Source organism: Streptomyces sp. SBT349, from assembly GCF_001083795.1.
GTDB lineage: Bacteria > Actinomycetota > Actinomycetes > Streptomycetales > Streptomycetaceae > Streptomyces.
Window position 1 is genome coordinate 24,921 of the sequence record NZ_LAVK01000012.1, and the last position, 23,301, is coordinate 48,221.

22 protein-coding genes are annotated in these 23,301 nt (G+C 68.9%); 16 read left to right on the forward strand and 6 right to left on the reverse strand.

Annotation, left to right across the window (positions count from 1 at the left end):
* Positions 1–51: 51 nt before the first annotated feature.
* The 6 genes from ADY01_RS02930 to ADY01_RS02955 all read left to right on the forward strand — a co-directional run bounded on the left by ADY01_RS02930 (position 52) and on the right by ADY01_RS02955 (position 5,620).
* Positions 52–1,056: an asparaginase gene (locus ADY01_RS02930; protein ID WP_053170441.1), complete on the forward strand. Its 1,005-nt coding sequence runs from the start codon at positions 52–54 to the stop codon at positions 1,054–1,056.
* A 33-nt stretch (positions 1,057–1,089) separates the two neighbouring features.
* A complete protein-coding gene (locus ADY01_RS02935; protein ID WP_049564962.1) occupies positions 1,090–1,554 on the forward strand; it encodes a PPC domain-containing DNA-binding protein in 465 nt (154 codons plus the stop codon).
* 17 nt (positions 1,555–1,571) lie between these two features.
* Complete coding sequence (locus ADY01_RS36520; RefSeq protein ID WP_049564963.1) at positions 1,572–2,978, forward strand: hypothetical protein; 1,407 nt, start codon at positions 1,572–1,574, stop codon at positions 2,976–2,978.
* An 18-nt stretch (positions 2,979–2,996) separates the two neighbouring features.
* Complete coding sequence (locus ADY01_RS41465; protein ID WP_049564964.1) at positions 2,997–3,677, forward strand: RibD family protein; 681 nt, start codon at positions 2,997–2,999, stop codon at positions 3,675–3,677.
* Positions 3,674–4,153, forward strand: a complete 480-nt coding sequence (locus ADY01_RS41470) for a deaminase (RefSeq protein WP_324612887.1) — start codon at positions 3,674–3,676, stop codon at positions 4,151–4,153. Before ADY01_RS41465 ends, ADY01_RS41470 begins: the two co-directional genes overlap by 4 nt.
* A 501-nt stretch (positions 4,154–4,654) precedes the next feature.
* Positions 4,655–5,620, forward strand: a complete 966-nt coding sequence (locus tag ADY01_RS02955) for a hypothetical protein (protein WP_049565001.1) — start codon at positions 4,655–4,657, stop codon at positions 5,618–5,620.
* Here the strand turns inward: ADY01_RS02955 and ADY01_RS36525 are convergent.
* The 3 genes from ADY01_RS36525 to ADY01_RS38820 form a co-directional block, all read right to left on the reverse strand.
* Positions 5,604–6,410, reverse strand: a complete 807-nt coding sequence (locus ADY01_RS36525; protein WP_078899942.1) for an NUDIX domain-containing protein — start codon at positions 6,408–6,410, stop codon at positions 5,604–5,606. The genes ADY01_RS02955 and ADY01_RS36525 overlap by 17 nt on opposite strands.
* 544 nt (positions 6,411–6,954) lie before the next feature.
* Positions 6,955–7,998, reverse strand: a complete 1,044-nt coding sequence (locus tag ADY01_RS02965) for an aldo/keto reductase (protein WP_049564968.1) — start codon at positions 7,996–7,998, stop codon at positions 6,955–6,957.
* Positions 7,995–8,471 (reverse strand): ATP-binding protein, encoded by a 477-nt coding sequence (locus ADY01_RS38820; protein ID WP_049564971.1) that lies wholly within the window; start codon positions 8,469–8,471, stop codon positions 7,995–7,997. Before ADY01_RS38820 ends, ADY01_RS02965 begins: the two co-directional genes overlap by 4 nt.
* 428 nt (positions 8,472–8,899) lie before the next feature.
* On the opposite strand from ADY01_RS38820, the gene ADY01_RS02975 reads away from it, so the two are divergent.
* The 9 genes from ADY01_RS02975 to ADY01_RS03020 all read left to right on the forward strand — a co-directional run bounded on the left by ADY01_RS02975 (position 8,900) and on the right by ADY01_RS03020 (position 18,021).
* Complete coding sequence (locus ADY01_RS02975) at positions 8,900–9,376, forward strand: hypothetical protein (RefSeq protein ID WP_049564975.1); 477 nt, start codon at positions 8,900–8,902, stop codon at positions 9,374–9,376.
* A gap of 520 nt (positions 9,377–9,896) precedes the next feature.
* Positions 9,897–12,374 carry an ATP-binding protein gene (locus tag ADY01_RS02980; RefSeq protein WP_049564977.1) on the forward strand — a complete coding sequence of 826 codons (2,478 nt, stop codon included), beginning with the start codon at positions 9,897–9,899 and terminating at the stop codon, positions 12,372–12,374.
* The gene (locus tag ADY01_RS02985; RefSeq protein WP_234320035.1) at positions 12,328–12,702 is read left to right on the forward strand and encodes a roadblock/LC7 domain-containing protein; all 375 of its coding nucleotides are present in this window, start codon (positions 12,328–12,330) and stop codon (positions 12,700–12,702) included. Before ADY01_RS02980 ends, ADY01_RS02985 begins: the two co-directional genes overlap by 47 nt.
* A 5-nt stretch (positions 12,703–12,707) precedes the next feature.
* Positions 12,708–13,112: a DUF742 domain-containing protein gene (locus ADY01_RS02990; RefSeq protein WP_049565003.1), complete on the forward strand. Its 405-nt coding sequence runs from the start codon at positions 12,708–12,710 to the stop codon at positions 13,110–13,112.
* Positions 13,102–13,665, forward strand: coding sequence for a GTP-binding protein (locus ADY01_RS02995; RefSeq protein WP_049564981.1), 564 nt, complete (start codon positions 13,102–13,104; stop codon positions 13,663–13,665). The genes ADY01_RS02990 and ADY01_RS02995 overlap by 11 nt, the downstream gene beginning before the upstream one ends.
* 20 nt (positions 13,666–13,685) lie before the next feature.
* Entirely contained in the window at positions 13,686–14,897 is a 1,212-nt protein-coding gene (locus ADY01_RS03000) for a cytochrome P450 (RefSeq protein ID WP_049564983.1), read from the forward strand.
* Between the two features lie 200 nt (positions 14,898–15,097).
* Positions 15,098–16,000: an endonuclease/exonuclease/phosphatase family protein gene (locus ADY01_RS03005; protein ID WP_049565006.1), complete on the forward strand. Its 903-nt coding sequence runs from the start codon at positions 15,098–15,100 to the stop codon at positions 15,998–16,000.
* A gap of 119 nt (positions 16,001–16,119) precedes the next feature.
* On the forward strand, positions 16,120–16,890 hold the full coding sequence (locus ADY01_RS03010) for a protein phosphatase 2C domain-containing protein (RefSeq protein WP_234320034.1): 771 nt from the start codon (positions 16,120–16,122) through the stop codon (positions 16,888–16,890).
* A gap of 342 nt (positions 16,891–17,232) precedes the next feature.
* The gene (locus tag ADY01_RS03020) at positions 17,233–18,021 is read left to right on the forward strand and encodes an AfsR/SARP family transcriptional regulator (RefSeq protein ID WP_107081618.1); all 789 of its coding nucleotides are present in this window, start codon (positions 17,233–17,235) and stop codon (positions 18,019–18,021) included.
* 71 nt (positions 18,022–18,092) lie between these two features.
* Here the strand turns inward: ADY01_RS03020 and ADY01_RS03025 are convergent, their stop codons facing one another.
* The 3 genes from ADY01_RS03025 to ADY01_RS03035 are packed head-to-tail and all read right to left on the reverse strand — an operon-like array spanning position 18,093 to position 21,778.
* Positions 18,093–19,697, reverse strand: coding sequence for an alpha/beta hydrolase (locus ADY01_RS03025; protein WP_049564989.1), 1,605 nt, complete (start codon positions 19,695–19,697; stop codon positions 18,093–18,095).
* Positions 19,694–20,449, reverse strand: coding sequence for an SRPBCC domain-containing protein (locus ADY01_RS03030; RefSeq protein WP_078899947.1), 756 nt, complete (start codon positions 20,447–20,449; stop codon positions 19,694–19,696). Before ADY01_RS03030 ends, ADY01_RS03025 begins: the two co-directional genes overlap by 4 nt.
* 15 nt (positions 20,450–20,464) lie before the next feature.
* Positions 20,465–21,778 (reverse strand): MFS transporter, encoded by a 1,314-nt coding sequence (locus tag ADY01_RS03035; protein ID WP_063784098.1) that lies wholly within the window; start codon positions 21,776–21,778, stop codon positions 20,465–20,467.
* 472 nt (positions 21,779–22,250) lie between these two features.
* On the opposite strand from ADY01_RS03035, the gene ADY01_RS03040 reads away from it, so the two are divergent.
* Positions 22,251–23,301 (forward strand): YcaO-like family protein (locus ADY01_RS03040; RefSeq protein ID WP_049564995.1); only part of this gene is annotated, 1,051 nt, incomplete at its 3' end.

Here is a 23,301-nt window from a genome sequence, read left to right on the forward strand (position 1 = left end):
CCAGCTTCGCGCGGCCAGTCGACCACCTCCGCTCCCCAGAAAGGCGAATCCGTGACCTCTGCTACTTCCCGAGAGCCCGGGAACGTCCTTGTCCTCTCGCTCGGTGGCACCATCGCCATGACTCGCTCAGGTCTCGACGACGCCGGCGTGCAGCCGCGCCTCACCGGGGCTGAGCTCATCGCCGCGGTGCCGGGTCTGGAGCGTGAGGCGATCCTTCAGGTCGAGGACGTCCGGACGGTGCCGGGTGCGTCCCTCACACTTGAGGATGTCGCGGATCTGGCCGAGCGGCTCAACCACGCGGCGACAGCTGGGGTGACCGGCATGGTCGTCACGCAAGGCACGGACACTCTGGAAGAAACCGCCTTCGCCGTGGACCTCTACTACCACGGTCGGGCACCGGCCGTTCTGACTGGCGCGATGCGCCCTCCACAGTCTCCGGGCGCCGACGGCCCCGCGAACCTCCTCGCCGCCGTACAAACGGCTGCATCCCCCGCGGCGCGGGACCTCGGCGCGCTCGTGGTCATGGCCGACGAGATTCACGCCGCACGCCACGTCCGGAAAGTCCACAGCCTCAGCACCGCAGCGTTCGCCTCCCCAGGAACCGGCCCGCTCGGAAGCGTTGTCGAAGGTGTTCCTCGCTTGCACTTCTCGCTTCCGCGCCATCCGGGTATCCAGCTGCCGCTTGCCCGGCCGGCCAGGGTAGAAGTTCTCACGGCCGCCCTCGGCAGTGACGGCGCTCTGCTCGACGGATTGGAGGAATGCGTCGACGGAGCCGTCATCGCCGCATTCGGAGCCGGTCACGTGCCGGCCAGCTGGGTGAAGCCGCTGGAGAACCTGGCCACCCGTATCCCGGTTGTGCTGGTCTCCCGCACCGGCGCGGGCAGCATCCTGTCCGCCACCTACGCGTTCGACGGGTCCGAGCGTGACCTCCTGGACCGCGGGCTGATCAGTGGCGGCCGGCTCGACCCGTACAAGGCACGCCTTCTCCTCCTGGCCCATCTCCGGGCCGGATCCGACCGTGCGGCCATCACGGCCGCCTTTGACCACCGCGGCTGAAGAAGCCGTCTCGACAAGGACAGGAGGGGCTGTATGCGCGCGACACAGGTCGTCAAAGGCAGGGAATTCGTCGTGGCCTTCGACGAGGGAGAGGACTTCTTCCCCGCGCTCGGGCAATTCTGCGCCGAACACGGCATCCGTTCCGGCTACATTCCGGTCTTGCTCGGCGGCTTCCGCTCCGCCCGCCTCGTCGGCACCTGCGGCCCGCTGGAGAACCCCGACGCACCGCTGTGGGATTCGGTGCAAGTGGAGTTCTTGGAAGCATGCGGCAGCGGCACCCTAGCCTGGGATCCGGACAACGACTCCGTGGCTCCGCACATCCACCTCAGCGCCGGCCTCAAAGGAGACCAGGCCCACGGGCGCACCAGCCACCTGCTTAAGGGCACCGTCCAGTTCATCAACGAGCTCGTCGTTGTAGAGATCGTCAAGCCCAATCTGATCCGTCCCAGACGCACGGACCTGTACAACGTGCCGCTGCTGGCGTTCGACGAAGACTGAACGGAAGGACCACGGAAGTGGCGGTGATCCGGGAAACACTCTTCCGCCGACTGATCGAGGAACGCGACTGGACGACGGTGCAGACCTTCAGCCTGCACTTCTCCCGAGCCGCTCGTGAGCTGGCTGACCTCACCGGGGAAAGGTCCCTGGGGGATGTGATCGTCTCCCGGCGCAGCTTCGACCGCTGGAAGCGAGGCGAGCTGCAAGGACTGCCCTGGGCCGATACCCGCCGCATCCTGGAACATCTCTTCGGAGTCCCTGTGGCCGCTCTCTTCCGGTCCATGCGCGAGCAAGATACGAGTGTCGAGCAACGTGAAGCGGAAGCAGGCACCGGCCAGGTAGGTTTCACGGCCGGAGCGGGCACACAACTACCGTCGGAGGGGAGCATCTCTGTCCCTGTGCGCACCAGCGACGGAAGGATCGCCTTCGTGTCCTTGTCCCGAAGAGATATCCTTGGCGCACTGGGAGTCGGCGCGTTCAGCGGCGCGGCCAGAAGCGAGACGCCCGCGGGTGCGCATGCGGCCAGCATCCTCTCCTCTCCGGATCCCATCGAGCAGCTCCAGGCCACGCTCCGGGTGCTGATCGACAACGACAACCTCTTTGGCCCCCACCGCGTCATCGCCATCGCCCAGCAGCACCTCGCTGCGATCAGGATGCTGCGGAAGGACCGGCGAGGCGTTGACCTTCGCAGGCTCCTACGCCTGCAGACCCGGTACATGGAACTGTGCGGCTGGCTATTCCAGGACATGGGGGACCTCCGCACGGCCCAGCACTGGATGGGAATGGCGCTGGAGACGTCGCACATGGCGGATGACCGGGAGATCACCGTCTTCGTCCTCGCCCGGCGCAGCCAACTCGCTGGCGACATGGGAGACCACAACGAAGCCGTCGCCATGGCCGAGGCTGCCGAGCACATGGCCGCCCCCGGCAGCAGACTGGCGGCCGTCGCGAGCACCTACGCCGCACACGGCCACGCCTTACGCGGCGACGCCCTAGCCGCCGAGCGTGCCTACGACCAAGCTCACCAATTGTGCGTGCAGATAGACCCTGACCCCATGCCGCTGGGGCCGTGGCTCGATGACGCCTATATCGAGGCACAGCGGGCACGCAGCCTCGCCCACCTCGGTGACCACACCGGGGCCGCCGAACGCTTCCACCACGCGGTCCAGCGGCTTCCGGCCACCTACCACCGGGACCGCGGTGTCTATCTCGCCCGCGCAGCCGTCGCGCACGCGCATGCAGGAGAACCCGAGCAAGCCGCTCAGGTCGGCTTGCAAGTACTGAGCATCGGCATCGAGACCGGTTCGGACCGCATTGCCTCGGAGCTGACCGAGCTGGACCGGAGACTTGCCTACTGGGGTACGGTGCCCGCTGCCGCCCAGTTCAGGGACGCCCTCAACGAGTCCGCGTTGACTCACGCCTGAAACAGGGGGAAGAACACCATGTCGCGTCCGCACGTGCTGTTGAGCGTGGCGACATCGATAGACGGCTATATCGATGACACCACGACCGACCGGCTGTTGCTCAGCAACAGCAAAGACTTCGACCGCGTGGACCAGGTCCGCGCCGAGTCCGACGCGATCCTCATCGGCGCTGGCACCATGCGGGCGGACAACCCACGCCTGCTTGTGAATAACGAGGAGCGCCGCGCCGCCCGGCGGGCAGCGGGGAAGCCGGAGTACCCGCTGAAGGTGACGATCACGGCAACCGGCGATCTCGACCCCCATCTGAAGTTCTGGCACCACGGGGGAGCGAAGATCGCCTACACGACCGATGCCAGCGAGGAGAAACTGAAGCAGCGCCTGGCCGGCTTGGCCGAGGTCATCTCGGTGGGACCTGAGATCGACTTCCCTGTGCTCCTGGACGATCTGGGGCACCGCGGCATCCGCCGCCTGATGGTGGAAGGGGGAGGGCAGATCCACACAGCGTTCCTCGCCCAGGGGCTGGCAGATGAGATCCATCTGGCCATCGCCCCACTGGTGGTAGGGGATCCGGCAGCGCCGCGGTTCCTGGGCCCGGGAAACTATCCGGGTGGGCCCAAGCGCCGCATGCGCCTTGCCGAGGTCCGAGCGGTCGGCGACGTCGTGCTGATGCGTTACCTTCCCAAGCAGGAGAGCCTGTGACCGGCACCGGCAGTACCGACGACCGGCGGTGGATGCGCTACGCCATCGACCTCTCCCATGCATGTCCGCCTAGCCGGAGCGCCTTCTCCGTCGGGGCCGTCATCGTGGCAGACGGGCGCCCCCTCGCCGCGGGCTACTCCCGCGAGACGGACGAACATGTCCACGCCGAAGAGTCCGCCCTCTCCAAGGTCGCTGCAGACGATCCCCAGCTGCCCCGAGCGACCCTCTACAGCACGCTGGAGCCCTGCACACAGCGCAGGTCGCGACCCCACACGTGCTCTGAACTCATCCTCCAGTCCGGGATTCCCCGGGTGGTGATCGCCTGGCGGGAGCCGAGCCTGTTCGTGACCAACTGCGTCGGTGTGGCGATGCTGCGGGCGAACGGCATCGCGGTCACCGAGCTCCCGGATCTGGCAGAGGAAGCACGGGCCGTGAACACGCACCTGCCCCTGGCGACCGGAGGCACCGGCGACTGAACGCGTCGTGAAGGTCGTCGAGCCGCAACTCACCCGTCCCAGACGCACGGACCTGTACAACGTGCCGCTGCTGGCGTTCGACGAAGACTGAACGGAAGGACCACGGAGGTGGCGGTGATCCGGGAAACCCTCTTCCGCCGACTGATCGAGGAGCGTGGCTGGACGACGGTGCAGACCTTCAGCCTGCACTTCTCCCGAGCGGCTCGTGAGCTGGCTGACCTCACCGGGGAGAGGGCCCTGCGGGATGTGATCGTCTCCCGGCGCAGCTTCGACCGCTGGAAGCGAGGCGAGTTGCAAGGACTGCCCTGGGCCGATACCCGCCGCATCCTGGAACATCTTTTCGGTGAGCCCGTGGCCTTTCTCTTCCAGACCGTGCATGCGCCAAGCACGAAGAATGAGCGACAGGAAGAAGTCAGCAGAGGACCCGTTGCCGAGCGCACGCCCCGGGGGCGGTCACCAGAGCGGCTGGCTCGCGAGACTGATGGGTACGCCCGCCGGCACATGCCCAACGGTGGCTCCACGGCGAACCTTCACGCCACAGACGATGAACCCTTCGACCAGCGACCCACCCCGGTTGCGCTCGGGCCGGCGGATGGCTACGACGAACTGCTGTCCTGCATCGACTCAGCTCGGACCATCAGCCTGACGATGGTCAAGACGTTCATGGACCAGACCGAGTTGTTGCGCACGATGGACCGGCAGCTGGGTGCTGCCGGGCTCGTTGAACAGATGACCGGGCACCTGGCCACCCTGGAGGAAGCGCTCACGTTCACGGTACTTCCGCAGACCCGTCGCCCCGTGGCCCTGGCGCTTGCCGGCGCGGCCACCTTGGCGGCCTGGCAAGCGCTCGATGTCGGCGCGGTTCAACTGGCCTGGAGACAGTACGAGCTGGGCAAGAAGGCTGCTCAGGAGGCGGACGCCCCGATGTACCTGGCGCATGCCATGGCCGAGCAGGCGTATGTCCTATGCGAAGCAGGACGCCCGGAGACAGCTCTCGAACTGATTCGTGGCGCCCAACGAGCAGGCAACGCGCAGATGTCAGTGCGGCTACGCGCCTGGCTGTTCGCCGCGGAAGCTGAACTGTGCGCCAGAGCCGAAAAGCGTGATGACTGCCGACGTGCTCTCGACCTGGCCGCCGCGCACCTCCCTGAAGGAGACGAAGCGCGCGACCCGGACATGCTGAGCATCTTCCTCAACGGTGAGCACCTGGGCCGATGGCGTGGCCACGTCCTGGCGCTGCTTGGCGAGGATGATGCGGTCAGCAGTCTGTACGAGGCCCTGGACTCCATGGATCCCACATTCGTCCGCGCGTCGTCGGGCCTTCGCGTCGATCTGGCCACGGCCCATCTGGCACGCGAGGAGCATGGCCAAGCGCGCGAGCATCTGCGCGAAGCGCGCCTCGTTGCCAGCCGGACCGGATCAGTGCGATACCGCCGCCGCATCGAACATCTCACAAGAAAGTTGTAGAACACGTCTCGCGGCGCATGGCGAGAATGTGCAGTAGCGCAACGAGCGTTCCCGAACCCATCAGCTCACCGCGGGCCATGAGACCCGGCACGTCGGCAAGCTGTACCCACGCAACGTGTCCGGCTTCCTCGGTGTCGGTCGGGTCGCCGACGTGCTGTGCCCCGCGACCAACGTAGATCGCGTGAGGTGAGTCCACCATGCCGATCATTGGCTGATAGGTGACGACATGCTCGAGATCGTGCGGTCGCCAGCCGGTTTCCTCTTCGACTTCGCGGAACGCTGTCCCGCGGGCGTCTTCCCCTGACTCAACGATTCCACCCGGCAGTTCCCAGCCCCACCGCTGGGGTACGAAACGGTAGCGCCAGAGCATGAGCACGCGGTCGTCATCGTCAACGACAGCCGCCACGGCGACGTGGTGGAGGCGAACGACGTGATGTTCGAACCGCTCTCGGCCCGGCGGTTCAACGTCGACCAGGGAGAGCGTTACCCATCGATTCTCGTACAACGGTCGCTCGCCATTAACCCGCCACGGCGTGAGGTTCTCCGGAGGTGCGACGTCTACTTCCCTGTGGCTCGGCGACCGAGTAGGAACCTGATAGGAGCCCTCTCCCCGGGCTTGGAGGCGTTCTTCAGAGACCAGCCGCGCCAAGATCTGGCGAAGGGGTGTTCGACCGATGTCCAGTTGCTCCATCAGCGTCCGCTCCGAAGGTAGCTTCTCCCCCGGAGCTAGCCTGCCCGTCGCGATCCACTCTCGGATCGTCCGGTATACCGCTGCATCCTCGGGTCGCATCCTGAGCGTACTTCCCCTCGTGACTGGGCGGAGATGAACACCGTCCAGGCGGCTCCCACGGAGGGCCACGGCGTCGGCCTCGGTGCATACCAACTATGCAGGGGACACCTTTGTGTTCGCGTCCCTGCGGAGGTCTCCGTGGAGCACTCGCAGTCGGCACAGTCAGCGATGCAATCGAAACTCAGGCACCCGCACGTGCCGCGGGTGACGGTGGTGGCCACACGAGATTGTCCCATGCCAGCACCATCGGGCCGCTGAGCTGCGGTGTGCGGTGGTGGGTAGTTCGCGGTAGTCGCGGCAGGCGAGGCGCTTCGGTTCGCCCTCGCGGCCCCAGCGGAGGCGGGGGGCGGCAGATCCACCGGGAGGGTCCACTGGGATTGCAGGAGGAGACAGCCGTCCCAAGCCCCGGCCGGGCACGATCACGAACAGGAAGCCCAACGCTGCCCCAGGTGCGGGCGTCGCGTGGCCGACGTCGTTCTCCAAGAGGCGCATGACGCCCGCACCGATGTCAACCGCGTCAGCAGGGGGACTGCGCTCGCCTTCCTCAGGCCCGGACCTCATGCACTGACTGCGCCTCGCGCTCAAGACCGCTGCGGATGTCGGCATAGAACTGGTCGGCGAGGGCCAAGTCGGCGTCCGTGGGCTCGGTGCCTTGGCTGTTGTAGATCTCCTCGACATCCTCCGCACCCGCGATGTCGCAGACCACCACGCTGTTGTCGGCCTTCCGCAGACAGCTGCGCACGGCCAGCTGCGTCAGCGCTCCTGGAGCGTGGCCGAATCGCTCTCTCAGGAGCTCCAGGCCGCTGGAGATGATGCCGGACCGCAACGCCGGCCCGGAGGTGCGCCCGGACCGGCGGGGGGCAGCGCCCTTCCCGGTGAGTAGCCCCCGCGCCAGCGGGTCCGCCAGTACCAGGCTCACCTCCCGGTGCGCCATGAAGGAGAAGAAGTCCTCTCCCTCGATCGTCAGCGCAGGGGTGAGTGCGTGGTACCGCAGCCACACCACGTCGGGCTTGATCAGCCGGAAGAGGAACAGGAACCGGGCTGCCGCGGCGGCCCGCTGTTCGCGTGGTGTGTCGTAGTCGGCTTCGGGGCCGCGCATGCCGATTGCCCGGATGGCCCCCAGTTTCCGCAGCGTGTGGAGCTGGTCGATTGCCCCACCGAGGTATCGATCACCTGGCCCGAAGTCGAGCGACTCCAGTGTGAACACGTCCAGGCGCTCCACGTAGAGGTTCTCCAGGCTTTGCTCAAGCTGGTGATGGATATGGCGACCGGCATACGGATGGGGTGCAGAGCCTCTCAGGAGGCCGACTTTGCTGCTGATCCGGAAGTGCTCATCCGGGTAGTCCCGCAGGAACCGGCCGATAAGGCGCTCAGCATACCCGCCTCCGTAAAAGTCCGAGGTGTCAAGAAAATTCGCACCGAACTCGGCCGCGCGTCGCAGCCCGCGCAAGACGCGCCTGTCGTCCGTGGCCCCCGGGGCCCCAGAGTTTCGTCCAGGCATGCCGGTGACTGAGCAGCTCACGCCTACTGGATGCGCGAGTATTCCGCGTCCCAGGTGGCGTGACGCGAGTTCGGGAAGCCCCGTCACCGCTGACCGCCGTCGGGCAGGGAGAAGATGGCCACCACGGCTTTGCCTTGTGCTTCTCTCTTCACCGTCCAGGCCGTGGCCAGGTGGGTGATGAGAAACAAGCCGCGCCCGTGCGGCGCGTTGGTGTCGGGGCCAATGCCGTCGGCGTGGTCGCTTCCTGTGCTGGAAGGAGGCATCGATACGGCCGCGAAATCGGTGCTGTGGTCGAGGACGGCAACCACAGCGCCCCGGGTGTAGACATCGAGGGTCATGCGGATCGGTCCTCCGCCGTGCAGGGCGGCGTTGCCGATCAGTTCGCTGGCGACCAGGACCGCGTTGTCGATCCGCTCCACATCCGCCCAGCCCTTCAGTGTCCGGCGCACCAGGCTGCGGGCAACCTGCCCGGGGGCGATCTGGGCCCGGAGGTCGACGTCGGCGTGATCAACTAGTTCGCCCAGTTCTGTGCCAGGGACCAGCTCCGTGGTGGGGGGCACCTTCGTCTCCTCATGCTCCGGAACGCCTGTGGCTCGGACCGTTGCCGGTCCGCTCCCTACAGTGGCGGGCGGAGGCGTGGCACCGATACGCCATATCACGGCCAGAACACGGCCACTTTCGTCGCGGGCCTCTGCCGCTCGCGCATCAGTCCAGCTGAGAAAAGTCGAACGATTGTGCCCGAGTGTGGAAGTGGCCAACATGTGGCCGCTGTGTGGCGTATCGGTGCCACGGCAAACCGATAACGCTGGCGGCCATGTGTTCTTGCCACTCGTGCCGAGCCCCGCCCCCCAACCATCCCGTCCCGGGGGCCACAGCATGCAGCACAAATGGCGCCACCTTCCGCTTCACGCGACCTCTGCCCGCCCCTGATCCAGGCAGACGGCGAATCCCGCTCCTCCACGACTCCCGCCGAAAGCGAGGCCCGCCCATGGCCCTGCTCACCGAACGCGCGTACCTACGCGCTGCCTCTTCCCAGCAAGAGATGACGGATCTGCCATCACGTACCTTCCCAGACTTTCCTGACGTCTTCGACGCTGTGCTTGTCACCCCCCGCCTGGGGGAATACGCCCGCGACCGGTTGCCCGACACACCCTGGGCCGGGTGGGTCGTCGCCACCACGGTCGGCTGGTGGTGGCTGCTGGAACTCGGCTCCGGCGCACACGCCGGCGACGATGTGGACCTGCCCGAGGAGTGGTCGGCCTGGCCGCCCGGTACCCGCTACCACCGCCATGCGCACGACGAACTCCTTCTGTCGGAGCTCAGCCTGGGAGCGCCGTCCCCCAGTGAATACCGATGGATACGAGGCCCCGAAGACACCGAGCACCCATACAGCCATCCCATCGTGCTGCAGGCCGTCCTCATGACCGCCGCGACGCACGAGGCCCGGTCCACCAGCCGAAAATGAACGAAGGTCGACCGCCGATCATATCCAGTCGCACGACAGCGGCCCGTTGGCGATATCGCCGTCCCCGAAGCACGGCGGCAGTAGCGCTTTTTCGGACTTTGCCAAGAAGGCGCCGTCGAAGGCGGTTCAACTCTCCCCGAGCGGCTCATCAAGCGAATCGTCTGACCCGGAGTGTCCCGGTTTCGCCGCTTGACCGCTGGGCCCGCCAGGAAAGTGGCCACGATCTGGCCACAGTGTGGCGTATCGGTGCCACCGAATCTGAGCCACCGTAATGCCTGCGAAGCGACGCATTGCCTCATCGGGCTCAGACCGACAGCCGTACCGAGGTCGGTCTGGAGGGCAGGCGTGGCCACAGAACGTGATCAAGGGAAGAGCAGGTGCGTTTTCTCTCTTGGACCGGCCGCCGGGTGTGCGGCGAACGTTCCCGGACCGTTACTGCCCCCGTCGGGAACGGTACGGGACGCGCCCCGGCGGCCTCCCCTCTATTCCGTCCGCGTCAGCAACGACCGTCTGAGGATCCATGACCGCGACATCGACACCCGAGCCCCGAGTCAGTAGTTGGTGGGATCGCTTCTTGACCGTGCGCTCACGCCTTCTGGCGGTCGCGGTGATGGCGATCACTGCGCTGGTCGTGCTGGTCGCTGTCAACGCGTCGCGGGACTGGGGACAGCAGCGGAGTCTCCACAACGATTCCAGGACGGGCGAGCTGGGTGGCGAGGCGTCCTTGGGCCTGTTCACCGGCGCCCAGGTGGAGCGCACGCTGACGGCCGCTTACCTCGTGGATCCGACCTCGGAGGTTCGTGCCGCGCTGGAAGAGCAGCGGGGGCGGACGGATCAGGGCATCGACAGTTTCACGCACTTGTCCGGCTCGGAGCTGCAGGTTGAGCATCGGCACAAGTGGGAGTACGTCGAGCGGGTCTACGACGAGCTCGACGGCCTCGATGACGTTCGCCGTCAGGCGGATGCCCGCAGCGGTGATCCGGATGAGATCACGGGCTATTACACGGATCTGCTCGCTCGCCTGATCGAGTTCTACCAGGCGCTCTCGGCAATGGACGACCCCGAGTTGACCCTGGAGACCAGGCCGCTGGTCGGCCTGTTCTGGGCGAGTGAAGGGCTGGCGCAGGAGGCGGCGCTGATCGCTCAGGCGCGCGCCGCAGGCGGCATGAGCGCTGAGCATCGCGAGGACTTCGCCGCGGCCTACGGGTCCCAGCGGGTCATGTATGAGCGGTGGATCGCCCCCTACCTCCCGGCGCAGGACGGGGAGACGTACGAGCGGATCCTCGCCAGTGAGGCGTGGGAGACGAAGGAGCGCGTCGAACTCGCACTCATCTCCGCGCCGACGAGCCAGCCCGACGGCTCCCTCGAGGAACTGCCAGCGGAGTTGGAGACGTGGGACGCGGCCTATGCGGAGGTCGCCGAGCGGATCGGCAGGCTGAACCTTTCCCGGACGCAGGGTCTGTTGGCCCACGGATACCAGCGCGCGGATGAGGTTCGCGCGCAGGCGCTGTGGCAGTTCTTCGGCGGTCTGGGGGCTGTGGTCGTCATCGCCGGGCTGATCGTGTGGCTCATCGTGTCCATCGCCGCGCGCCTACGTGAGGTGCGGCTCCAGACCGAGGAGGGCACGCGGCGGCTGCCGGCGGTGGTCGAGCGGCTGATGAACGGCGAGCGGGTCGATCCGCAGCTGGAGTTCCCCGATCCGCGGGTCGTCGACGAGTTCGGACACGTGCAGCGTGCCCTGGTGGTTGCGCAGCGGACCGCCGTGGAACAGGCGGCCCGCCAGGCCGCGGACCGTCGGGGCTTCAACGTGTTCGTGTCCTCCACGACCGCGCGAACGCTGGGCCTGGTGTCGCGGTCGCTTGATCTGCTGCACCGGCTGATGAAGAAGCACGAGAAGCACCCGGGGCTGGTCGAGGAGCTGATCGAGCTCGACGGCCCAGTGGTGGCGACTCGCCGGCACCAGGAGAACCTGGCCGCTCTGACCGGGACCGGCCGCCAAGAGCCGTACACCGAGCCGAAGGCGTTGCTCGATCTGGTCAACGACGCGGCGGTGGAGACCGGACAACCCCAGCGGATCAACAACCGGATCGCCGCCGGATTCCTGGTGGCGCCGGACAAGGTCAACTCCGTCATCCACATGATCGCGGCGTTGCTCGACAACGCGCTGGCCAACTCCAACGACGACGTCACCGTGACCAGCCGGACCGCTGTGCACGGCATTGCCCTGGAGATCGAGGACCTCGGGTGGGGCATGCCGGCCGCCCAGTACGCAGAAGTGAATGACGCGCTGGCCAAGTCATCGAGCTTCGAGGCCATGGCCCACAAGGACGGCAGACTCGGGCTGTTCGTGGTGAGCCAGTACGCATGCCGGCACCGGATGCGGGTGGAACTGCGGCCCTCGGTCTACAACGGCACGACCGCGGTGGTGCTGCTGACGGATGACGTCAAGCATCGGGGAGACAGTGCCTCCTCGCCGTCGCGCGTCGTGCCTAACAGTGCGGTGCCTGCTGCCGCGCCAGGGCCGGTCCCGCCGTTGTCCCACCCCCCTGTCGCCGCTGACGCTGGCGTGTCGGCGCCCCCGCTTCCCCGCCGCTCGGGAACCGAGCCGACCCCACCACAGCCGGAGCTGCGTATGCCGGTGGCGCCGCGCCATGCCGCGGCGCTGCCGGAGCGGACCGACCCGGGAGCGCCGGCGCTGCCGCGGCGCACCCCGCGCGCCGCCCCGGCGCGGGCGGTTACCCAGCCCTCCCCATCCTCGTCCGGCCGTGTGGCAGCGGACGGCATGTCGCCCGAACAGGTCGGTGCCGCCTGGGGGCCTTTCACCAGGGGGCCCGCGCCGGTGAGGTCCCCCACCATGAAACGACGGAAGAAGACGACCAGTGAGGCACAACCCCGAGATCCAAAAGCTGCTGGACAAGCGCGTCGCCGAGACCGCCGGCGTGCACAGCGCCGTGATCGTCAGCGTGGACGGACTGCTCCTGTACTGGACCGGCCTTGAGCATGCCGGGCCGGTGACCAAGCGGGAGGAGGTGGCCGAGCACCGGGCCGCGATCGTCTCCGGCATGGCCACCCTGGCCGACGAGGCCGCCCGCCAGGACCGTGCCGGAGCCGCGCTGCGCACCCTCATCGAAGGAGAGGACGGCTGGCTCGTGCTCGGCCGGGCAGGCGCGAACAGCTACCTGGCCCTGAGCGCCAACAAGGGAGCGGACGTAGGAGCCCTCGGCTATCAGCTCTCCCTGCTCGCCGGGCAGCTGGGCGGCCAACTGGACGCCGCGCGCAGGCTGTCCGCCAGCAGGTATCAGGCTCCGGAGGAGGGCTCGCCGTGAGCCAGATGCCGCCTGGCTCGGGCCGTCGTTCGCGGCCGTATGCCGCCACCGGCGGCCGGGTCCAGGCCCTGGACGGTGACCTGCGGCCCGATACCCAGGTCACCGCCCAGACCGGTGGAACACACGGCCCGCTCACCGCGCAGCACAGTGAACTGCTAGGGCTGTGCCGCGCACCTCGCGCCGTCGCGGAACTCGCCTCCGGGATGGATCTGCCGCTGGGGGTGGTCACCCTCCTGGTCGACGAGCTGCACCGCCGCGGCCAGGTGGCCACCCGCGCCCCCTACGACATGGGTCCCGACACCACCGTCACCCACGCCCTGATGGAACGCGTCGCAGCGAAGCTCCGGGAGAGCCTGCGGTGCGATGTGGCACAAGAGGCCGACGAGGAAGGGGAGAAGCATGCCAACTAGTGCTCTGCGGTCGGTGAAGATCGTGGTGGCCGGCGGATTCGGGGTCGGTAAGACCACCTTCGTCCGCAGTACCAGTGAGATCCGGCCGCTTTCCACCGAGGCGCCCATGACCACCCTCAGTGCCGCCACCGATGACACCTCCCACACCGGCTCGAAGACGACCACGACCGTCGCGCTGGACTTCGGCCGCCGCACCATCGACGACGACGTGGTGCTCTACCTGTTCGGCACGCCCGGACAGAAGCGCTTCGGGTTCATGTGGGACAACCTCGCCCGCGGCGCGATCGGTGCCATCGTGCTGGCCGACACCCGCCGACTGCGCGACTGCTTCCCCAGCCTCGACTTCTTCGAGGAACGCGGCATCCCCTTCGTTCTGGCCGTCAACCGCTTCGACGACGCACCCGAGTACTCCTCCGGCGACATGCGCGACGCCTTGGGCCTGCGACCCGAGATCCCGCTCATCCGGCTCGACGCGAGGGACGAGCAGTCCAGCACCGCCGCCCTGATCGAACTGATCGAGTACCGCCTGCGCCGCCAGCCCACCCCCGCCTGAGCCACGGAAAGGACCACAGGATGCCGCCCGCCGCCAGCAGCACCATCGACCTGTTCAGCGATCCGGTACTCACCGACCCCTACCCCATCTACGAGGAGCTGCGCGAGAAGGGCGCGGCGGTCTACCTGAAACGGCACAACGTCTGGGCACTGCCCCGCTACCAGGACGTACGCGCCACGCTCCGCGACCCCGTCACCTTCTCCTCCGTCGACGGCATCGCTCTGACCGACGACACCAACCGTCTCATCCTCGGCGGAACCGTCCTCGCCTCCGACGGCCAGGACCATCTCCGGCTCCGCAGGATCCTGGGAAAACAGCTCGGACGTCCCGCGATCCGCCGGCTCACCGACCAGATACGCCTGCGCGCCGACCGCCTGGTGGCCGAACTCGTCGAGCACGGCACGTTCGACGCCGCGACCGACCTGGCCGAACGGTTCGTCGCCGACAACGTCATGCACCTGATGGGCCTGCCCGAAGACACCCGCGAGCAGGTGCTCGCCGGTGCCGCGCCCACCTTCGACATGTTCGGCCCGTCCAACCAGCGGTACCTGGACGCCGCACCGGCCGCAGCCGCCATGATCGAATTCCTCACCCAGCAGGTCACACGAGACACGGTGCGGCCAGGCTCCTGGATGCACGACGTCTTCGACGCCGTCGACGCCGGCGAGATCGGGGAGAACGAAGCCGTCCCGCTGATGTCCGCCTACACCGCGGCCAGCATGGACACCACCCAACTTGCCATCACCAGCGCGATATATCTGCTGGCCACCCACCCCGACCAGTTCACGATGCTCCGCGCCTACCGCCGCGAGCGCCGCGTCACCCCGGAGAACGTCTTCCACGAGACCCTCAGACTGGACGCCCCGATCCAGGGCTTCGGCCGCCGCGTCACGCGCAACACCGTCATAGGCGGCACCACCATCGAGGCCGGCCAGCAGGTCTGGCTGTTGTATGGCTCCACCGGACGCGACACCCGCAGGTGGAAGGACCCGGACGCCTTCACCATCCGGCGTCCGGACGCCCACCAGCACCTCGCTCTCGGCGAGGGAGCCCACACCTGCGCGGGGAACCACCTGGCCGAACTCCAGGCCGCCGCCGTCATCGACGCACTGGCCGCCCGCTGCACGCGCCTGGAACCCCAAGGTCAGCCACAACGCGCGCTCAACAACATCCTCCGCGGCTGGTCCCACCTACCCATCACCGTCAGACCCGATGGCCGCCGCGCCCGGTAACCCCCCCGTCCTGCTGCACACCCCCGCGGCGGCGGTATTCCGCGCGGGCCGCGCACACGGCACCCGCCGGCCAGCCGCGCCGTCGCCGACTTGCGAACCGTCCCGATCCGCGCAGCAGCGCCGTGCACAAGACGTGACTCGGACGCTCCTGTGCCGCCCCGTGCCATCCCCTGGTTGTGAGGACAGGCTCCATGCATGCTGTGGATGACGAGATTGTGGTGCTGTGCTGGAACGTGGAGCACAACGAACGCGACCGACGCGATCCGGGTAATGCGCGAGCCGGCATGGCCCGAGTCGAGATCATGGCCCGGTACGGAGCAAATCTCGTGCTGCGCCAGGAGCTCACTGGTGCCGCAGACGACGGCCGCGGCCCACTGTGGATGGAAGCGAACGCGCTCGGGCTCTTTCCGTCCCTCGCGCCGGCCACGCCGGAGTCGCCCAACCCGACCGGCGTCTTGGTCTGCCCGAACACCTTCGAGATCCAGCATGAGTACGAGCACGTCACCAACGGCTGGCACCCCATCTGCAACCCGGTCATCAAGCTCAAGGGCACATCGAAACCCTTGTCGCTGGCCTCGCTGCATCTGTGCAGCTACGACCCGGACACCCGCTTCGGGGAGGCGCGTCGGCTGCTGTTTCTCGCCGCCCAGGGCCGCAGTGCGCTCATCGGAGGAGATACCAACGACTATCCGCACCGACCCGAGCCCGTTGCGCTGCCCGACTGGAAGCTCGTGCAGGATCCGATCCTCTACGAGCAGCGCACCATCTGGCGCGGCAGCGAACGCGTGTCCTCCACCGAAGTGGATCGGATCCTGGCAGGCGTCAAGCCCGGCGGCCACGTTGCCTACGAGGAACTCGGCTGGTACGCGTCGAACAAACTGGATCTGCCGGAGGCGCTGAAGCCCACTGCCAGCCTGCGACGGACCGACCAGGGATCGCTGCAACGCATCGACCGTATGTTCGCTACCCCGGATGTCGCCCGGTGCCTGATCAGTCTGGATGTCGACGACAGTGACGAGGTAGGTGACGTATCCGACCATGCCCTGGTCGCGGCCCGGCTCAGCCGTGCCCGACTGCAACGGGCCCTGACGCTCGCTACGTGACCATCGTGATACTCCGGAGAGACACCTACATGACCAGCGCAGTTCTGTCCTTGACGACTGGTGAACTGTCCGGCGGGGCGAGCCCGTCCGAGGACCGAATCTTCCGAACTCCGCGAGCGGTGATCGTCTTGGATGGCGTCTCGACCGTTCATGACGGCCAGGATCCACGGGGCGGCTGGTACGCCCAGACCCTCGGCAGACGCCTCGCGGTGGCGCTCAGCGCCACCCCCGGCGCCGGCCTGCGGTCCATGCTGGAGGACGCCATCGCCTCGGTGGCCGACCTCTCCGGCCTCAGGCCGGGCGCCTCCCCGGCCGCCACCGTCTCGATCGTGCGCCTCCACGACCACCAGGTCGACGCGCTGACCCTCGGCGACAGCCCGGTCATCGCGATCAGGACCAGTGGCACCGTCGAGGAGGTACGGGACGACCGCCTGGCCGGACTGGTCGGCGCCCACGCTGCCCATGCGCGCTACCGGGACCGGCTGCGGAACGGCGGCGGCTTCCAGGCCGCCGAGCACCGGGAACTGCTCCGGCAGCTCCGGGATCACCAGATGCGGCACGTCAACCGTGAGGTCGAGGGCGCCTACTGGATAGCCGAGGCCGTTCCGGAGGCAGCGCGCCATGCCGTCACGCGGTCTTGGCCGGTCAGCGACCTGGCGGAGGTCCTGGCGATGACCGACGGGGTGAGCGCCGTTGTCGACGAGTACCGGCTGATCGAGTCCTGGGCCGAGTTCGCCGAGCTGTGCCGTGATCGCGGCCCGGCGCGCGTCGTTCAGATGATCCGGGCGGCCGAGTCCGGCGACCCGGACGGCAAACGGTGGCCCCGCTACAAGCCTGCCGACGACAAGTCCCTGGCCGTACTGCGGTTCTGCGTGGAGGAGCGGCGATGACGACTCCGGCAGCGATGAACCCCGGGGGCCGGGACGCCTTCCGCCTGATGCGGCCGGCGGAGTACGCGGCCTCTCGCGCCGCCGCCTCCTCTGGATGGTCGCCACGGTGCTGTTCACCGATCCGGACAGGAAGGTGTTGTTGGGGGGTCCCCGCTGCCGCCCGGACGGTGTGCTGCCCGGCAGCGATGCCGAGAGCGGTGAGGCACCCACCGGGGCGGGCGGCGCCGTGACGAGCCCGGGTGCAGGGCTGATCGCGGGCCGTCTTCCGGATGTGTCGGAGGTCCGCGACGTGGTCGGTGCTCGCTGCTCCGGGGGCCCGGCGACTGGCCCGCGCTTGCCGCGGTGGGCGGTGGTCATGATGAACGCAGTGAGGATATTGATCTGTTGATAGTGCAATTTGGCATTCTGGGACCCATCCGTGTCGCCAACCCTGCGGGGGAGTTCGTCCTGGAAGGCGTGCGAGAGCAGCGCATTCTGGGCACGTTACTGGTGTTCCACGGTCGGCTGGTGCCCCTGCTGCGGCTGGTGGATTTCGTGTGGGACGAGGAGCCGCCCACCACCGCGGTCAAGCAGGTGCAGAACTGTGCTGGCTCGCTGCGTCGCCGACTGGAACGTGCCGGGCTGCCGGACGGTGCGCTGGTCTCGCAGAGCCCGGGGTACCGCTTGCAGGTGCCGGAGGGGGCGGTGGACATGTTCTGCTTCGAGAAGGAACTGGCCGCTGCACGCGCGGCGCAGGTGGCGGGTGAGCATGCGAAGGCCGTCGCGCACCTGCGGCGTGGGTTGTCGTACTGGAGGGGCCCGGCTCTGGGGGGGATAGCCGTCGGTCAGCTTGAGGGGCAGGCCCAGCGGCTGGAGGCCATGCACAAGGAGGCCCGGTTGCTGCTCGCCGAGCGTCAGCTCGATCTTGGGCTGGTCGGCGAGGCGCTGGAGGAGTTGCTGCCGCTGGCACATGAGGATCCCCTGGACGAGCGTGTGCAGGAGTCGTACATCACGGCGCTGTGGCGGCTGGGGCGTACCGCGGAGGCGCTGGCTGTGTACCAGCAGGTCTACCGGACTCTCAGGGACGAACTCGGTATCGCGCCTGGGGACCGGTTGAGTCGGCTGCACGGGTCCATCGTCAGTTTTGCCTGAGAGCACGCACAGCTTCGTCTGGTGTATGGGCGTGCGGTCGCACGCCTATACACGTTCCCATTTCCTGGTCCTCACCGCTTGTCGAGCCATGTGAAGAGGCGGGGGATGGCCGCTCGCGCGGCGGTGTCGCTGGTCAGGCCGTGGGGTTCGCCGGGGAGTTCGACGTATTCGGACCCTGCTGGCAGGTGTTCGGAGCGGCGGCGCATCGCCGCTACGGGGATGCGGGTGTCGCGGTCGCCGTGGATGACGAAGTGGGGGGTGCGCGGCATGTGTGGGGGGTCGAGCGTGGGGTCCACGCGGGGGGAGTGGAGAAAGTCCCCGACCTGTTTCTCCGGGCTCTCCTTGAGGTCGGTGATGCGCAGGAAGCCGCTGATGAGGACGGCGCCGCGGACTACGGGCAGGCGTTGCGCGACGCGGGAGGCGATGTAGCCGCCGTAGCTGTGCCCGGCGACGACGAGCGTGCCGCGGCCGAGCCGGATGGTGACCAGGCAGGCGTCGTCGACGTCTTCGGCGCCGTATCGGCTGGGGGGTCCCGGGGCGAGCGTGGTGTCGAGGATCCGGCTGCCTTGCAGGTTGGGGCGCACGACTCGCCATCCGGCGGCGGTCAGGGACTCGCCCAGCGCGGACCAGGTGGCGTAGTGCGCCCCGTTGGGGCCGCCGTGGAAGAGCACCACAGTGCCGCGGGGCTCGGCCGGCGGGTCCTGGACCAGGCAGGGCAACGGTCCCTGGTGGCCCTGGATCGTCTCCTGCCGGGTCGTGCTGGCTTTGGCTCGGCGTTCCGGGGGCGGGTCCGGGGCGTCGGTGGCGGCCCGGCGCAGGTGTCGGGGCGTGTCGGGGGTGGTCCAGCTGAAGGCGAGTTGCCCGTCGTCGGCTGCGCCGAGGGTCTCGGCGACCCCGACGCGGTCCCGGTTGAGCGTCTGGATGCTTCCGGTGTGCGGGTTCCACAGCGTCGGGTGGACGGACGGCCATGTGCTGACCAGCAGGGCCACCGTGCTGGGGGAGACCCATACCGCGTGGCCGGTCACCGGCAGGCTCGTCGGTGGGCCAACCGTTTTCCCCTGGCGGGTGAGGCATAGGGTGCGAAGGTGCTGTCCGCTGCGCAGGGAGATGACGCAGAGCCGACTGTCGTCGGAGACGGCCAGGTCCTGGACGCGGGCGCCCGGAGGGAGGGCGATCCGCACCTGGCCCCAGTGGAGGATGCCTGGCCCTGTCTCCTGCCACTGGGCGTGGACCGGTTCGCCGCGGGGATCGAGGGCCATGGCAGTGGCCGGTCGCTTTGGCCGCAGCGGGCGGCTGCCGTCCCAGCAGTGGACCTCGCCGAGCCGGAGGCCCTCGGTCACCGGCTGAAGCCAGTCGCTGGTGGGTGGGCCGGGGGGGAGAGCGCCGGCCAGGCCGGTGGCGGACTGTTCACTGCGGCCGTGGGCCAGGGTGAACAGCTGTCCGCCCGCCCACCGCGGTTCGCGGTGCCAGCCGTCGGCCGTGACCGGCTGCCATGTGTGACCGCGCAGTATGGCCAGGCGCCGCTGTGACCAGGCGTCGCTGCTGACCACCGGGCCCTGCGGGGTGAGCGCGAACGACGGCGCATGGTGGTCGAGCTGCGGCCGGGCGAAGGGGTCGGGCAGCCCGGCGCAGTGCGCGTGGCGTTCCGGGAGCGGGGGCCCCCACCGGCGGCTCATGACGTCCGGGACGGCAGCGGCCTGAGCATCATCTCCAGTTTCCGGCCGTCGGCCATCACGAAGCCGGCGTGCCGGTGCGGCTCAGCGGCGTCGAGCCAGGAGTGGAAGTCCTCCATGGTGCGCATCACGTGGTTGTCGATGGACAGCACCCGGTCCCCGGCGGCCATGCCGAGTTCCTCGGCGGCGGACCCGATGACGATGTCCTTGATCCACAGGCCGGAGTCCGGCAGCGCGCCGAGCGGACAGATGCCGAGCGACACCCGCCGGTCGATCTCCAGCGGTGTTCCCTCCAGATGGGCCTGGACCGCGTCGAGCAGGTGCGGCCAGTGGTGGTCGAAGCCGTCTCGCTCGGCGTGGGCGTAGGGCGTGGTGGCGAACCCGGAGTGGGTCAGCTCCAGCAGCGTGCGATCCGGGGCCTGCTGTGTGACCCGCAGCGTGAAGCGAGTGGGGGCGTCGCTGCTGACCACGTGCCAGTCCAGCGTGGCGGCCACGCCCGGGTTCACCTCGCGCACCGTGCCGTGGTGGATGTGGGGGGTATGGAATCCGCTGCGGAACTCCCAGCGGAACGTGCTCCCGGGCTGGTCGGACATCCTGGTCTCGTCGCAGGGCAGCCAAGCCCGCAGTCGTTCCTCGATGAACCAGGCGTCCCACACCTCCTGCCGGGGCGCGCGGATGCTCCGTCCCGTCCTGACAGGCTCGGGAACGGTGGCCTCCGCGGAGGCGGCGGTAGTCCCGTGGGAGTCAACTGTCATGAGTACTTCTCCAGTTCATCGAGCGTTCTTGATTTCCGGTGCCTCCGGCTCAGCGGCGGCCGTGGCTTCAGCGGCCCGCACGGTCGCTTGGCCCAGCAGCGGGAGGGCCAGCAGGGTGAGGAGGAGCATGAGCAGCCCGCCGTAGAGGAAGGGAGCGCGCAGGCCGAGCAGGTCCGTGAAAACACCGCCGCCCAGCGCCCCGAGCGGCATCACGCCGAACGTGACCAGCCGGTGCGCGCCGTTGACCCTTCCGGCGAGGCCGTCCGGCACCAGCGTCTGCCGCAGCGAGACGGTGGTGATGTTCCACATCACGACCGAGAACCCGCTCACGGCCAGCGCCACGCCCACCACCGCGGTGATGCCGGTCAGCCCGACGATCAGCCCGCTGGCGGTGGCGAGTGCCATGGACAGGTGGATGGCTCCCGCGGTGCCCAGCCGGCGGCTGAGGGACGTCGCGGTCAGGGTCGCCAGCAGGCTTCCGGCCGCGCCGCAGGCGAGCAGCAGTCCGAACCCGGCGCCGGTGACGCCGAGGATTTCCTTGGCGAAGAGCACCAGGATGGCGGTCTGCGCGAGCGCGATCAGGTTGCGGGCGCCGGTCAGCAGGGTCACGGTGAGCAGCGTCCGGTGCCCTGCCAGCCAGCGCACCCCCTCGGCGATCTCCCGGCGCATCGACCTGCGGCCCTCGGGCCGGTGTGCGGTGAATTCCCCCCGCAGCCGGCGCAGCAGCACCGAGCTGACGAGGAACGAGGCCGCGTCGACGATAAAGGGCACGGCGGCGCGTATCGAGTGCAGCAGGCCGCCGAGCGGCGGGCCCAGGAACCGCAGCGCGACGATGTTGGCGCTGGTGAGGCGGCTGTTGGCGGTCCGCAGCCGCTCGGGGTCCCGGGAGAGGAGCATCGGCATGATCGACTGCCGGGCGCTGTCGAAGACGGTGTCCACGCTGGTGATCAGGAAGCCGGTGACCATCAGCAGCGGGATGGTGATTGCGTCACACATCACCAGTACGGCCAGCAGGGCCAGCAGCCCGAACCGCACGGCATCGCAGATCCACAGCGCGGCCCGACGGTCCCAGCGGTCGGCCAGGGCGCCGCCGATGAGCGCCAGCAGTGTCCAGGGGAGCGTTGACGCGGCGCTGACCAGCGCGATCCGCAGCGGACTGTCGGTCAGGGAAGCAGCCAGCAGGGGCAGGGCGGCCAGCGTGATCCCGTTGCCGAGACTTGAGACGGACCAACCGGACCACAGCAGCCAGAAGTTGCGGCCGAGACCCGGCGCTGCGCCCGGTGGGCCAGCTCTACTCTCGGGGGCTGGTGCGGGTGGTGATGCCGTCATTGCCTCGAAAACCTCCTGCCGGTGCCGCGAGGTGCTGGTTGCAGAGCCTGTCGCGCGGTCGCATCTGCGCGTCATCGGGCCGTCATTGCGCGCAAGGCGACCGATCCGGGCGTGATGACGCCGCGGTGACGGCGCCGTGCGGGCGCGGGGACTCCCCGGTGCGAGGGGTCGGCACAGTGATCTTCGTCCGATTCACCCACCAGCAGCGAGGAGCTGTCATGGAGCACATCGAGGAAGAGATCACCTGGGACCTCGGCGAGGCCGGCGAGGACGTCGAGGAGTTCGACGTCCTCATCGACATGGCCTACTGAGCTCGGCCGGAGCTCACCTGAGCCGCTGCTGCCAGCCCAGTCATCGGCGGCGATGAGGCCGGTGTCGTCGTCGGGCACGCGCCCGACGACGACACCGGCGCCCGGGTCTCGGCCCTCCGCCCCACCCCGCCCGCTTCCGGCCCCACACCTCAGGCGAGGTCATGAACACCCTCGACAGCAGGTCACCTTCCACCCGCTCCGTGCCCGTCCTCGGCGGTCTGCTCACTCTGGCCTGGACACCTTCCGACGCCGACGGCGTCAGTGGCGGCGCGGCGGACTTCTCCGCCGAGCAGGCCCGGCTGCGCGCCGCAGGGGAGCACGCCGAACGCCGCAGCCTGCTCGACGCGAAGAACGCGCTCCCCCTTCTCCCGGCCGCGCCCGCCGCGCCCGCCGCGTGGGACCTAGCTTGGATGTGTCCCGAGCACGACGGCCCGGTACCGGAGCCAGCCGCGTGGACCACCGCCCGCGGCATAGTCAGCGGTTCGCGGGTGGCGGTGCCTGCCGAGTGCGTCCTGATGGGCTGGGACCCGCCGGGACGCCCGGCAACCTACTGCGTCCAGACCTCCAACGGCACCGCGGCCGGGTCCACCCGGGAAGCGGCGACCGCCGCCGCCCTTCGGGAGATCCTCGAACGCGACACCCTGCGCACCGGCTGGCGCACCGGCCGGATCCGCTTCGAAGACCTCACGCCTCTCGCCTCCCAGGTACTGGGACCCGCCACGGCGGACGTCCTCGAACGCCAGGGGCTTCAGACCCGGGCGGTGCGCGTACCGGGCAGCCGGGTGGAGATCGTGGTCGCCTGGCTCGCCCGCGCGGACGGGACCGGCGCCACCTTCGGCGCCGCCGCACGCCCCGACACGGCCAGCGCCTGGCGGCACGCCTTCGGCGAAGCGGTCGCCGTCCGCGTGGCGCTGCGCAACCGCAGCTCCGGACGCCGGCTGCAAACGTGCGTCCGAGACCGGGGGATGGGGGCGTACCACGGCTCCCGGCGGCAGGCGGAGTTCATCGCCGCCCGGACCACCGAGCCCGGCACGCTCCACACGGGCGCCCGGACGCTGGAGGAACTCGTCGCCGCCTGCCACCGGCGATACGGAGCCGAGCCGGCCGTCATCGACCTGCCGCCCCGCCACGGCCTGAACGCCGTGCGCGTGCTTCTCCCCGGCACCATGCTCTTCCCGCCGCGTCACCTCCCGTCCGCCCCCGACCCGGACC